The sequence below is a fragment of the uncultured Ruminococcus sp. genome, assembly GCA_902785355.1.
Taxonomy (GTDB): Bacteria; Bacillota; Clostridia; order Oscillospirales; family Acutalibacteraceae; genus Ruminococcoides.
In genome coordinates this window covers 17,010-30,587 of record CACZYF010000010.1, presented here as the reverse complement: position 1 = coordinate 30,587, position 13,578 = coordinate 17,010, and the positions used below count along the sequence as shown (strand labels likewise).

The window sequence follows — 13,578 nt, the reverse complement described above, 5'->3', positions numbered from 1 at the left end:
TTTTATAAATCCAGCCCCTACAAAAGACTGCTGTTTATTCTTCCCCGACTTCCGTTTCTTCTGCCTCGTCGACGATCATATCCTCGGGATTCTCGGCATTACCGTCATCCTCCGCGCTCTGCGCTTCATCCTCGTCATGCGGCGCGCCGGAGACGGATACGACCTTGTTGTCGCCCTTGATCTTCATAACGGTAACGCCCTTTGCGGGACGGGAGCATACGCGGATGGTAGACGCAAGGATACGGATGATGACGCCGTTCTCGGAGATCAGGATGACGTCGTCATCCAGCGGTACGACGGTCAGCGCCGCCACATCGCCGTACTTTGCGACATGGTAGTTGGTCAGACCCTTACCGCCTCTGCTTTGTAAGCGGTAATCGTCGGGAGAGCTGAGTCGTCCGTAGCCGGTCTCGGATACGGTCAGGATCAGCTTATCGGGCTCGATGATGCTCATGCCTACAATGCTGTCGCCTTCCTTGAGCTTCATCGCCTTGACGCCGCGGGCGAGTCTGCCCATCGGACGGACGTCGGTTTCACGGAAGCGGATCGCCATGCCCTTCTTAGTCGCGATGATCACTTCATCGTTGCCGTTTGTCATACGAACCCAAGCCAGCTCGTCGCCCTCGTTCAGATCGAGCGCGATCAGGCCGCCCTTACGCGCGGTATTATAGGCATTGAGCGCAATTCGCTTGATGATACCCTTGCGGGTGACCATGATCAGGTACTTGTCCTCGTCAAATTCGGGGATGCGGATCATCGAGGTGACCTTCTCATCCTTGTCGGCGTTGAGCTGCAGAATATTTGCGATATGTACGCCCTTGCTCTGACGGGTCGACTCGGGGATCTCATAGCACTTGATGCGGAATACCCTGCCGAGATTGGTGAAGAACAGGTTATAATCGTGCGAGTTCGACAGGAACATCTCCGTCGCGACGTCCTCGTCACGGCGGGTCATGCCGGCTACGCCTCTGCCGCCGCGCTTCTGGGTCTTGTAGGTATCGTGAGGCAGTCGCTTGATGTAACCGAACTTGGTCATCGTAACGACGCAGTCCTCCTGCGGGATCAGATCCTCGATATCCACCTCGCCGGTAACGGCGCAGATCTCGGTTCTTCTGGGGTCGGCATATTTATTACGGATCTCGATCGCCTCATTCTTGACGATCTCGAGACGCTTGCTTTCATTTTCAATGATCTCATTATATTCGATGATCTTCGCGGCGAGACCTTTGATCTCATCCTCAATCTTCGCCTGCTCCATGTTAGTCAGCTGACCGAGACGCATGGAAACAATTGCCTGAGCCTGCACGTCGTCGAGTCCGAAGCGCTCGCACAGCGCAGTCTTTGCCGCCGCCTGATCCTTACTCTTACGGATGATGGCAATGACCTCGTCGATGAAGTCGATCGCGATCTTCAAGCCCTCTAAGATGTGCATGCGCTCCTTCGCCTTGCGCAGGTCGAAGATGGTGCGGCGCTCGATAACATTCTCCTGGTGCTCGATATAGCACTGCAGCATTTCCTTAAGGGTCAGTACGCGCGGCTCGCCGTTGACGATACTCAGCATGATCGCGCCGAAGGTGGTCTGCATCTGGGTCATCATGAACAGGTGATTCAGCACGACCTGCGGAGAAGCCTCTCGCTTGATATCGATCTCGATATGCATACCGTTACGGTCGGAGTGATCCTCGATATTTGAGATACCCTCGAGTCGCTTGTCCTTGACGAGGTTCGCTATATTTTCGATCAGGCGCGCTTTATTTACGCCGTAAGGGATTTCCGTGACAATAATTTTGAAACGTCCGTTCTTTGCCTCGACGATCTCGGTCTTGGCACGAACGACGATCTTACCTCTGCCGGTCGCGTAAGCGGCACGGATGCCGGAGCGACCCATGATCATACCGCCGGTCGGAAAATCCGGACCGGGCATGCACTCCATCAGATCGGCTACTTCCGCGTCGGGATTATCGATCAAGAGGCACATCGCGTCGATGGTCTCACCGAGGTTATGCGGCGGGATATTGGTCGCCATACCGACAGCAATACCGTTGGAGCCGTTGACCAGCAGGTTCGGGAAGCGGGACGGCAGAACCGTCGGCTCCTCGAGCACATCGTCGAAGGTCGGCATGAAATCAACGGTATCCTTATCGATATCAGCCAGCATTTCCGCGGAAATCTTACTCATGCGGCTCTCGGTGTAACGATAAGCAGCAGGCGGGTCACCGTCGATCGAACCGAAGTTGCCGTGACCGTCAACCAGCATGTAGCGCATCGAGAAATCCTGTGCCAGTCGAACCATCGCGTCATAGACCGAGGCGTCGCCGTGGGGATGATATTTACCGAGCACTTCACCGACGGTGTAAGCGCACTTACGGTGCGGCTTGGATGCGGTGATACCGTTTTCATACATATTATAGAGGATGCGGCGATGAACGGGCTTCAAGCCGTCGCGAACGTCGGGCAGCGCACGCGCAACGATAACGCTCATCGAGTAATCAAGGAACGACTTGCGCATCTCGCGGTTGATATCGACGTTGATGATCTTGCCGGAGCTGAACTGGGTATGCTCCATCATCTCTTCGTATTCCGCTTCAAAATCCTCATTATTATCAACATTCATGTTCTTATTCTCGTTATCCAAAGGGTTTCACCTCATCACTAATAATGTCATTGCGAGGGCTCGACACGCGCGTCAGCCCGCGGCATTCTCAACCGAATTTCTTATTATTCATCAGATATCCAGATTCTGTACATACTTTGCGTTTGTCTCGATGAACTCTCTTCTCGGCTCGACCTGATCGCCCATGAGGATTGAGAAGGTCTCGTCCGCCTCCTGTGCGTCGTTCAGCTCGACGCGGAGCATGGTGCGGGTCTCGGGATTCATCGTGGTTTCCCACAGCTGCTCGGGATCCATCTCACCAAGACCCTTATAGCGCTGGATCGTGGTTTTACCCTCGATCGAAGCGAGAATCTCGTCACGTTCCTGATCGGTATAAGCGTAGCGATGATTATCCTTGCCCTTGCTGATACGATACAGCGGCGGCTGAGCGATATAGACATGCCCCTCCTCGATCAGCGGACGCATATAACGGAAGAAGAATGTCAGCAGCAGCGTACGGATATGGGAGCCGTCGACGTCGGCATCCGCCATGATGATGATTTTATCGTAACGAAGCTTCTCTGTATCAAATTCGTCGCCGATACCCGCGCCCAAAGCGGTGATGACCGGCGTCAGCTTATCGTTACCGTAAACCTTGTCGAGTCTTGCCTTCTCAACGTTGAGCATCTTACCCCACAGCGGCAGGATCGCCTGGAACTTTCTGTCGCGTCCCTGCTTGGCGGAACCGCCCGCGGAGTCACCCTCTACGATGTAGATCTCAGTCTCGCTGCGATCCTTGCTCTGACAGTCGGCGAGCTTACCGGGCAGAGAAGCACTCTCCAGACCCGTCTTGCGGCGAACGCTCTCTCTCGCCTTTCGCGCTGCCTCACGCGCCTTTGCGGACGCGAGCGCTTTATCGAGAATAGCGGAGGCGGAAGCGGGATTCTCCTCCAAAAACTCACTGAGCTTATCGGTGATCAGCTTGCTGACCATCGAACGCACAATGGTATTACCCAGCTTCGCCTTTGTCTGACCCTCGAACTGCGCCTCGGTGATCTTGACTGAGATGATCGCGGTCAGACCCTCTTTATAATCCTCAAATTCAAGCTTGATATCCTTGTCCTTTTCCTTGATCTTGTTGAACTTCGCCGCGTAGTTGTTCATCACGCGGGGGATCGCCCTGCGGAAGCCCTCTTCGTGCGTGCCGCCGTCGGTGGTATGGATATTGTTGGCAAAGGACCGGATATCGGAATTATAGCTGTCGTTATACTGCATGGCGATCTCTACCTCGCAGGTATTTTCCAGATTTGCCGTGCGCAGATAGATGACCTCGTCATGGATCGGGGTATAACCCTTCTTTTTATGGATATAATTGACGAACTCGCGGATACCGCCCTGATAATAAAAGATCTTGTCCTTAATATGCTCGGGATCGCGCTCATCCTTTAATTCGATATTGACGCCCGCGTTCAGAAATGCCTGCTCGCGCAGTCTGCGCGCAAGCGTATCGTAATCATAAACGTCGGTATCCTTGAAAATTTCGGGATCCGCCTTGAAGCGTACCTCGGTACCGCGCTTCTCGGACTGACCGATCACCTCAAGATCATTCATGATCTTGCCGCGCTCATAACGCTGAAAATACACGTCCTTGCCGTCGCAGACGCGCACCTCGAGCCATTCGGACAAGGCGTTGACGACGGAAGCGCCTACGCCGTGCAGACCGCCGGATACCTTATATCCGCCGCCGCCGAACTTACCGCCGGCATGCAGAACGGTAAAGACCACTGTCACCGCGGGCAGCCCCATCTTGGAGTTGATACCTACCGGAATACCTCTGCCGTCGTCCTTGACGCGAATGATATTACCGGGCAGGATAGAAACATCGATCTTATCACAGTAACCCGCCAGCGCCTCGTCGATCGAGTTATCGACGATCTCATACACCAGATGATGCAAGCCGCGCTCGCCGGTGGAGCCTATGTACATACCGGGACGTTTACGAACCGCCTCGAGACCCTCCAAAACCTGGATCTCATCGGCGCCGTATTCGCCCTCGACCTTCGTCATTTTTTCTTCATCCACAACGTCGACGATATCGATGGGTGCTTCGGCACGCTCCATAAGCTCGTCTACAACTTCTTCGACTGTTTTGATTTCTTCGTTCTTATTCTCCAAAACAATTCCTCCATATAGTAATTGTCATTGCGGGGAGTGCAACGACGCAGTAATATCAACATCATTTTTTATTATCATTTTTTTCGTTTTTCTTAAAGCTGACGAAAAACGGTATGATCAGATAGATAATCAGGAGAAAAGCCAGCGTGACCGCAAAGAGCGGCAGCAGCTGCATCTCCTGCATCCGGTTCAGCATCACGAGATTCAGCAGGATACTGAGTGTGATCGGAATCACAGCCGCGATCAGAATACCCGGAAATAACCTTGCTCTAAACTTTTCTCCACAGTGATAGCAGGTATTTTCCTTTTTCTTTACGGCGTTCCTGACCTCTTTATAATGATACACAGTCCCGCAGTGCGGGCAGATCGGTAGTCTGAACATCTTATTTAAATCTCTTTACGTCGTAGTCAGTATCGTAAGTACCGTCGGAAAAGCTCTTCAAATTCTCTACCGTACGGGTACTGTCGATATTACTGTCGGAGCTGATCTCATTACGATCAAAGGGCTTTGTCCCTCCGTCCGTGTCCTCGACGATCTTTCTCTCTTCCTTGATCGCGTTGAAAATATCCGAATTGATCGCCGGTTTATAATCCTCATCTCCGAGCACGATATCGTCCACGAACGCGGGCGCTACCTTAGCGGAAGAAGCCATCGTCGGATCGGGATCTGCCATCGGCGTATTGACCATCTCGGTATCATACAGCGAATCCTGAAACTTCTTTTTTGGTCTCAGCCTTACGAATATCGGTGAGAACAGATAAAAAATCAGGAACGGAATGAATACCAGTATAATAAAGATAGGATTCTCACGGTTTGTCAACAACAGATAAAAGCCCATGATGATCAGTGCAAGAACCAACATCGCAATAAACAGGATCCAAATCGTCTTTTTGATAAGTACGTTGCTTTCCTTCTTACACTTGTTACAGTAATACTCACCCTGACGGCGAACGGTCATCGCTTTTGCGTAAGATATTTCCTTGCCGCAATAGGGACATCTGCAATTAATCATAATATTCCTTCTTTCCTTTACCTAACGATAATCAAAAGTTATTGTAAAGCCATTTTTTTAATAGAGTATTTCCGATCACATTTAAAATGATTTAATTATTCCGACATTCTCTTTATCAGCGTGGCTGTATTGAGCGGTGAAAGATAGATAGAATATTCGCCGCTGAAATCATACAGAATATACGACTTCGGCAGCTCGTAGCTGACATTGACGATTCTGTTTTCTTTTTCACATATACTCAAAAATTCTCTGGTATGTTTACTCACCGTGCTGGTGTCGAGGTCGAATATTCCGACGATATTTTGTATTTCTATAGATGTATCTTTACCAAGATGAAGATATTTCATTCTATAACATCCTTATATCTTGATCATCAATAGGAGCGATCCGGTCACAATCGATCAAGCCGTATTTATCTCTCCGTTATTTACATAAAAAATCTTGCCGTTTCTCAGCTGTTCCTTGTTACTCTCCTCACAGCAGGTAACAAAAACCTGATATTCCTCTACCTTATTCAATAGAAAATCCTGACGTTTATTATCAAGCTCCGAAAGTACGTCGTCGAGTAGGATCACGGGGCGTTCGCCGTTTTTCTGATACAGCAGCTCCGCTTCACTGAGCTTTAACGACAGGATCGCCGATCGCTGCTGTCCCTGAGAGCCGAACCGTCTCGCCGATATCCCGTTGATCTTGATATCCAGATCGTCGCGATGCGGACCTACGGAAGTGTTGCCCGTCCTAAAATCCTCCTGACGGGACGCAATCAGCTCCTTTTTCAGCTTTTCCCTAATAAGATCGATACTGTCATCCTCCTCCGTTTTAGCGGAAGAGATATAATCTATCTCCAACTCCTCTTTTTCAGAGGATATTCCCTTATGATAGATTTGAGCGGGATTTTTCATTTTTTTCAGATAATCGAGTCTTTCCCTGAGTATCTGCGAACCGACCACGATCAGCGAATCATCCCAGATCGACAGCGTATCCCTCAGCTCAGGGTGACGGTAACTGTCCTTCAACAGCGCGTTACGCTGATTGATGATCTGCTGATACTTTGCAAGCATCGAGGCATACCTTACACGATGCTGACAGATCGCCGCGTCAAGAAATTTTCGGCGAACATTAGGCCCTCTCTTAATCAGATTCAAGTGCTCGGGAGAAAATACCACCGCCGAGAATACTTCGGTCAGATAGGAAGATGAAGACTTATCGACGCCGTTGATCTTTATCATCTTGCGCTTTTTATCAAATGCGATCTGCGCGTCCTGCTCTCTCTCTCCGGAATAAAACTGCATATTCAGCTTAAAGAAGCTCTGATCAAAGCGGATCATATCGCCTTCCTTGGAGCCGCGGAAGGAATGGCCGCCGCAAAACAGCCATATCGCCTCCAGCAGATTTGTCTTTCCGTTGGCATTCTCACCGTAGATAACGTTGACCTTTTCACAGGGGCTGATCGTGCCGTTTATTAAATTGCGATAATTTTCAAAGCTCAGCTCCCGTACCTTCAATTGAACCTCAATCCCGAATTATTAATCCGCAATGATTTCTACCTTTTTACCGTTATATTCTACGATATCTTTATTGCGCAGCTTCTTACCTCTCATGGTGCATACTTCACCGTTGAGCTTGACCTCGCCGTTCTGTATCAGATATTTTGCGCGGCCGCCGGTATCGCACATACCGGCAAATTTCATCAGATTATCCAAGCGGATATATTCTTCGTTAATTACTATTTTTTCCATCATAAATATATTTACTCAGCCGCTAAACGCATCGGAACTACCAAGAATGTAAAGCTGTCACCATTGACGGGCTTGATGATCATCGGCTGCAAGCCGCCGTTGAGCAGAATCTTGACCTCATCGGTCTCGGCATTCTTCAGCGCGTCAAGCAGATAACGGTTATTGAAGCCGATCTCCACATCGTTGCCGATTACGGAGGCGGGGATCATATCATTCGCTCTGCCGACCGCGGTTGAGCAAGAGAGCTTGATCTCATCCGCGGAGATCGAGCAGCGTACCGGCGACTGGATCTTCTCGCTGGTAAGCAGCGCCATACGGTCTACCGAAGAAGCGAGAATGCGGGTATTGATAACGAACTCGGTCGAAGCCGAAGCAGGCATTTTATAATCAAGGAAGTTTCCCTCCAACAAGCGGGAAACGATACTGTAATTTTCTACCTTAAAAATGATATGACGCTGACCGACGATGATATCGACGTCCTTCTTCGGATCGGTTATCAGCTTTAATATCTCATTCTGTGTCTTACCTGGCACAACGAACTTTGCTTCGATTTCGCTGTCTACATTTTCCTGACGGATCGCCATACGAAAGCCGTCGACCGCCACGATACGGAATATACCTCCCTTTATTTCAAACAAAGAACCGGTATAGATCGGCTTCGCCATATTATCGGAGGTTGCGAAAACCGTCTGGCGAATCATATTCTTGATGATTTCGGCATTGATCGTCAGCGCGCTGATCTCTTCAACGTTCGGCAGCTCGGGATACTCGGTCGAATTGATACCGACGATCTGATAATCCGCGGCGCCGGAATGGATATAGGTGATCATCCTGTCGTCTGTTTCGATATCAACGATCTCTTCAGGCAGCTTACGGATGATATCATTGAACAGGCGGGCGGATACGACGATCTCACCCTCCTCCGCAATGCTCGCCTCCATCGTGGTGACGATACCGATCTCCAGATCATAGCCGGATATTTCCAGACTGTCGCCGTATGCCTTGATCAGCACACCCTCCAGCGCAGGAATGGTCGCCTTCGCCGATACGGCGCGGCTGACGTTTGATACTGCAGAGGAGAGATCGGTTCTCATACATTTGAATTTCATAGGTACCTCTTTCTGTTCAGCGTTCGTTTGTCGCCGAACATGATATGTAATGATATGATTATTATATAAAATAGTAGTAATAGTAGGAGCTGTTAAAATGAGGAAAACCCCGTACCACCGCTTATCAACTGCATTTCTTTTCCATACTTCTCGAGAAACATTAAGGAAAAAGAACCTGTCATCATTTATCCGTCAATTGTCCGTAAAAAATGTGGAAACAATCCATGTTAATATTCATGGAAAACAAGGAAAAAGTTTTCTTATCTTTCCCTGATATTTTTAATGATATCTTCGACCGTTTCACGCAGGGACGGATCGTTTTTGATATCCTTCTCCACCTGCTGGACGGTGTAAACGATGGTCGAGTAATGACGGTTGCCGAATTCCTTACCGATGTTCTCCATCGAGAGGGTCGTTAGTTCACGCACGATGTAGATCGCGATTTGTCGCGGCTTATTGATATTTGCACGGCGGGATTTTTGTGATCTTAGGTCGTCGCTGTCCACGCCGAAGGTACGGCTGACCTCGTCGACAATTTTCTCTACCGTAAGCTCCGGCGGTACGTCGTCGTTGAGAATATCGGAGATTGATTCATTTACGATTGACAGCGTCGGTTTTTCTTTAGTCAGATTATAGCGCGCCATCAGTTTTTTAACGACGCCTTCCAGCTGTCTGATATTGGTTTTTAGCTTGTTGGCAATATATTCACACAAATCGTCGTTCAGCTCGAGTCCGATGATCTCCGCTTTACGTTTGATGATCGCCATGCGGGTCTCAAAATCCGGAGCCTGGATATCAGCCAGCAATCCCATCTCAAAACGACCTCTGAGCCTGTCCGTCAGCACCTTGATCTCCTTCGGAGGTCGGTCGGAAGTCAGCACGATTTGCTTTTTAGCGTCATACAGCGCGTCAAAAGTATGGAAGAACTCTTCCTGCGTACTTTCCTTACCGCCGATGAACTGGACGTCGTCAACCAGCAGTACATCCGTCTGACGATATTTCTGTCTGAACTGGGCGGTCGTTTTATTCATAATGGACTGAATGATCTCGTTTGCAAAATCTTCGCCCTTGATATAAATAACCTTGTAGTCGGGATGCGTCTTGCGGATCTCGTTACCGATCGCGTACAGCAGATGGGTCTTGCCCAATCCGGAATTACCGTACAAAAATAACGGATTGTAGGCGGAGGCGGGATTCTGAGCGACAGCCATCGAAGCGGCATGCGCAAATTTATTTGAGGATCCTATGATAAAGGTATCAAAGGTAAATTCATATCCCGCGTCAGCGGAGGTTTCATCCCCTAATAATTTTTCCTTTTGTTTTTCATTTTCTTCCGGAATGAGAAAGATTGTCTCAAAGCTCGTTCCCAGAACCGCTTCGTATGCTTCTTCAAATTTAGGCAGATAACCGCGGATCAACGTTTGACGGTGAAACTCGTTCGGCACCATCAGGGTGATGACGCCCTTTTCAAAGTCGATACCGACCGGCTCGATCCTCGATATCCATGTTTTATACGCTACTTCGACAATTTTCTTTTCCTGGCGGAGATAGTCGCAGATGATATCCCAGCCCTCTTTAAAGTTTTCCATATTATCCCCTCTGTTATGCTTTCATACATTCAAAAAGGAACAGACGATACTATTCCATAATCGCATATTATTATATCAAATTATCAACATAAAAGCAACAGAGTTGTTGAAAAAACTTCCATATATATAAGTATTATATACCATTATAAATGTGCAGTATTACAAACGGTATTTTTTGAATTGTGTCAGATAGAATCGGGACTACTATATATAGTGGTAAGAAAAAATAAAATCAATTTTTCTTAAAAAAAGGTTAAAAAGAATGAAAAAATTATATTGACTAAAAGGAAAAACTAAGCTATAATGCTAACTTGTAAGGTTATGTACCCGAAAGGAGGATTATTCATGCTCAGAACATATCAGCCTAAGAAGATTCACCGCAAGAAGGAGCACGGCTTCAGAAAAAGAATGTCTACCAAGAACGGCCGTAAGGTTCTCGCCAGAAGAAGAGCGAAGGGCAGAAAGCAGCTGTCATACTAAGATGAACGATAAGGCCACTGTCGGCAGTGGTCTTTCTTTTCATTTACAGGAACTTTTTATTTTTCCTGTTTTCGGCTCAAAAGGATGGTTTTTCATCCGTCTATGCAGTCCGATTACTATCATTCCGGTGGTTAGATGAAGATTACTACGATTACCAGTAACAGGGATTTTCAGCGTATTTACCGTCGCGGTAAATCGTTTGTATCCCCCTCACTCGTTACCTATGCGATCAAAACAAAAAATAATAACCTTAGAATAGGAATAACCACCTCCAAAAAGGTCGGTAAGGCAGTCAACCGCAACCGCAGCCGCCGATTAATCAGAGCGGCTTTCTATCATGTAGGAGCGGATCAGTCCGCGTCTTATGATTTGATCTTCGTGGCGCGTACCCGTACCGCTTATGTAAAAAGCTACGACGTAGAGCGCGCTATGCGCGAGCACCTCTTACAGCTCGGGATAATTAAGTCATGAAGAAGATTTTTTTAAAACTCATTCGATTTTATCAGACTGCCATCTCACCTCACACAACGCCTAAGTGTAAATATTATCCTACCTGTTCCCAATATACCTATGAGGCTATTGAGCGCTTCGGAGCGTTCAAAGGCACATTTATGGGAGCGTGGAGGATTCTTCGGTGTAATCCGTGGTCTAAGGGCGGGTATGATCCCGTCCCCGAAAAAAGACATAAGCTATAATTATCCATTATCGTAAAAGGCTTATGCAAAGCTAATCGAAAGGCTTTAACTTATGTTTGTTGTTTTTAACTTTATCGGTAGCATCTTCGGCTACATCCTGTGGGCGATCTTTTGGGTCATCCAGAATTTCGGTGTCGCCATCATTATCTTTACCCTGATATTCAGGGCAATCCTGTTCCCGTCATCCGTAAAGCAGCAGAAGAGTATGGCGGCGAACGCCTCTTTACAGGCAAAGCAACGAGAAATCAGAGAAAAATACGCGAATAATAAAGCAAAGCAGAATGAAGAGATTCAGAAGCTTTATGAGAGAGAGGGAGTTTCTCCCCTGTCGGGCTGCGGTACCTCGCTGTTTCCGATGTTCATCATGCTGGGCATTTACTACGCGGTCGTTCGTCCGCTGAGTAACGTTCTGCATCTCTCTGCCGACGCAATCAATCAGATCAACATGATTCCCGGCGTCTATATGACTCAGAACAATATTTATTCCGAAATGAATGTTCTGAAGCTCTTTACCCATCCCGGTAATGTAGATATGCTGATCCAGAGCGGTTTACCCAAGGCAGAGGTCACGAGTATCCACAATCTCGCCGGCGGTTTCAATTTCTTGGGACTTGATCTGCTATCTATCCCTCAGCAAAAGGGCTTTACTTCTCTGATCATCCTTATTCCGATCCTCTGTCTTGTGACTTCTTTAGGTTCACAGATCATCACCATGAGGATCCAGGGCAACATGATGCAGCAGCAACAGACTGGCTGCATGAAGTACATGATGTACCTCCTCCCGCTGATCACCGTGTACATCTCTTATATCGTACCGGGCGCGGTCGGCTTTTATTGGGTATGGTCCACCATCTTCGGCTTTATCCAGACGTTATTGATCAACAAATTCTTCTCTGCGCCGCAGTTGAACGCACAGTCCGAAGCGCAGCATATCGCGCTGATGGAGTTGAAGGAAGCAAAGGTACCGTATATCTATCAACCGGTTTCCTCATCAAAAACTTCTACCGAAATGAATACGAAAAAGAAGAGCAAATAAGCTCATTTACAGAAGGTGTAATTATGATTAAAGAAGCAATCGGTATCGGCGCGACCGTTGAAGAAGCGAAGGACGTCGCCTGCCGTGAACTCGGCGTTGATTCTCTTGATGACGGCGTTGAGTTTGAAATAATTGAAATGCAAGCGAAAAAGGTTCTCGGTCTGTTCGGCGGTCGTCCGGCAAAGGTCAGGGTCTTTTACGAAGTAGAGGATGTCGTTGAGACTCCTGTTGAAGCAAAAACCGCTGTCGTTGAGAATAAGCCTCAGGCAGCTCAAAAGGCGGAAGCTCCCTCTGAGAAAAAGGACGAGAATATTGCCGTCGCTGCTCAGGCAGCCGAGAAGTATATCAAAAGTATTATCAGCTGCATGGAACTCAATAACATCACCGTGTCCACTACCGAAAAGGATAATGTTATCACCATTGATATTGAAGGTGAGGACGTCGGTTTCATCATAGGCAGACGCGGCGAAACGCTTGACGCCCTGCAGTATCTGGCTTGTCTGGCGGCTAACCGCATCGACAATGCCTACAGAAGAGTCGTTATCAATACCGGCGATTATCGCGAAAAGCGCGAGAAGACCCTCGAGTCACTCGGTCGCAGACTGGCGATCAAGGCGGCTAAAACCGGCAGAAAGAGCTCTCTCGAGCCGATGAATCCCTATGAGCGCCGCATCATCCATACGGCTGTTCAGAAAATCAACGGCGCTACCTCCTGGAGCGAGGGTGAGAACATGAATCGTCATGTCGTTATCGGTCCCGACGGTAAGAGAAGTGATAATCGCGGCGGCAGAGGCGGCAGACGCGGCTATAATCGTCGAGGCGGTAAGCCGAAGCAATCCGCTCCCAACCCCGACCGTAAGCCTCTTAATGAGGGTGCAGGCGTTGGTTTGTACGGCAGAATCGATAAATAAATTATAATCGTCATTGCGAGGGCTGCGCCCGCGGCAATCTCAACCTATTACAACGAACGGGCGGATTTCCGCCCGTTTTTTCCTTATAGAAAACTCCTCGTTTCCTATAAAAAATGATATACCCTCCCGGTTTGTTCAATTAAAAGCATTAACAAATTTATTAGTGGAATATTACACAATAAATGTTAAAGTGTTTTGTGCTTCAACGGGAGATGGCTGCGCAAAATGTGCAAAGCGC

At 48.3% G+C, this 13,578-nt stretch carries 14 protein-coding genes; 5 read left to right on the top strand and 9 right to left on the bottom strand.

All coding sequences use genetic code 11. The features are described from left to right. Positions 1-34 precede the first annotated feature (34 nt). The 9 genes from gyrA to dnaA form a co-directional block, all read right to left on the bottom strand. Positions 35-2,566: a DNA gyrase subunit A gene (gyrA, locus tag R2I50_RS03535; RefSeq protein WP_399552825.1), complete on the bottom strand. Its 2,532-nt coding sequence runs from the start codon at positions 2,564-2,566 to the stop codon at positions 35-37. A 159-nt stretch (positions 2,567-2,725) separates the two neighbouring features. After that, positions 2,726-4,660: a DNA topoisomerase (ATP-hydrolyzing) subunit B gene (gyrB, locus tag R2I50_RS03530; RefSeq protein ID WP_316607746.1), complete on the bottom strand. Its 1,935-nt coding sequence runs from the start codon at positions 4,658-4,660 to the stop codon at positions 2,726-2,728. A 169-nt stretch (positions 4,661-4,829) separates the two neighbouring features. Further along, positions 4,830-5,150: a hypothetical protein gene (locus R2I50_RS03525; protein WP_316607726.1), complete on the bottom strand. Its 321-nt coding sequence runs from the start codon at positions 5,148-5,150 to the stop codon at positions 4,830-4,832. Position 5,151: 1 nt separating this feature from the next. Then, positions 5,152-5,781 (bottom strand): hypothetical protein, encoded by a 630-nt coding sequence (locus R2I50_RS03520; protein ID WP_316607725.1) that lies wholly within the window; start codon positions 5,779-5,781, stop codon positions 5,152-5,154. A gap of 95 nt (positions 5,782-5,876) precedes the next feature. Then, positions 5,877-6,128 (bottom strand): extracellular matrix regulator RemB, encoded by a 252-nt coding sequence (gene remB / locus R2I50_RS03515; protein WP_316607724.1) that lies wholly within the window; start codon positions 6,126-6,128, stop codon positions 5,877-5,879. 54 nt (positions 6,129-6,182) lie between these two features. Beyond that, positions 6,183-7,286 carry a DNA replication/repair protein RecF gene (gene recF / locus R2I50_RS03510; RefSeq protein ID WP_316607723.1) on the bottom strand — a complete coding sequence of 368 codons (1,104 nt, stop codon included), beginning with the start codon at positions 7,284-7,286 and terminating at the stop codon, positions 6,183-6,185. 21 nt (positions 7,287-7,307) lie between these two features. Continuing rightward, positions 7,308-7,520, bottom strand: coding sequence for an RNA-binding S4 domain-containing protein (locus R2I50_RS03505; RefSeq protein WP_316607745.1), 213 nt, complete (start codon positions 7,518-7,520; stop codon positions 7,308-7,310). Positions 7,521-7,531: 11 nt separating this feature from the next. Continuing rightward, the gene (gene dnaN / locus R2I50_RS03500) at positions 7,532-8,629 is read right to left on the bottom strand and encodes a DNA polymerase III subunit beta (RefSeq protein ID WP_316607722.1); all 1,098 of its coding nucleotides are present in this window, start codon (positions 8,627-8,629) and stop codon (positions 7,532-7,534) included. Positions 8,630-8,889: 260 nt separating this feature from the next. Then, on the bottom strand, positions 8,890-10,218 hold the full coding sequence (dnaA, locus tag R2I50_RS03495) for a chromosomal replication initiator protein DnaA (RefSeq protein ID WP_316607721.1): 1,329 nt from the start codon (positions 10,216-10,218) through the stop codon (positions 8,890-8,892). 345 nt (positions 10,219-10,563) lie between these two features. Between dnaA and rpmH the strand changes: the two genes are divergently transcribed. The 5 genes from rpmH to jag all read left to right on the top strand — a co-directional run bounded on the left by rpmH (position 10,564) and on the right by jag (position 13,340). After that, on the top strand, positions 10,564-10,698 hold the full coding sequence (gene rpmH / locus R2I50_RS03490; protein ID WP_316607720.1) for a 50S ribosomal protein L34: 135 nt from the start codon (positions 10,564-10,566) through the stop codon (positions 10,696-10,698). A gap of 135 nt (positions 10,699-10,833) precedes the next feature. Further along, the gene (rnpA, locus tag R2I50_RS03485) at positions 10,834-11,169 is read left to right on the top strand and encodes a ribonuclease P protein component (protein ID WP_316607719.1); all 336 of its coding nucleotides are present in this window, start codon (positions 10,834-10,836) and stop codon (positions 11,167-11,169) included. After that, on the top strand, positions 11,166-11,393 hold the full coding sequence (gene yidD, locus R2I50_RS03480) for a membrane protein insertion efficiency factor YidD (RefSeq protein WP_316607718.1): 228 nt from the start codon (positions 11,166-11,168) through the stop codon (positions 11,391-11,393). Before rnpA ends, yidD begins: the two co-directional genes overlap by 4 nt. Positions 11,394-11,445: 52 nt before the next feature. Further along, positions 11,446-12,429: a YidC/Oxa1 family membrane protein insertase gene (locus tag R2I50_RS03475; protein WP_316607717.1), complete on the top strand. Its 984-nt coding sequence runs from the start codon at positions 11,446-11,448 to the stop codon at positions 12,427-12,429. A gap of 23 nt (positions 12,430-12,452) precedes the next feature. Next, positions 12,453-13,340: an RNA-binding cell elongation regulator Jag/EloR gene (gene jag, locus R2I50_RS03470; protein ID WP_316607716.1), complete on the top strand. Its 888-nt coding sequence runs from the start codon at positions 12,453-12,455 to the stop codon at positions 13,338-13,340. Positions 13,341-13,578: the final 238 nt, after the last annotated feature.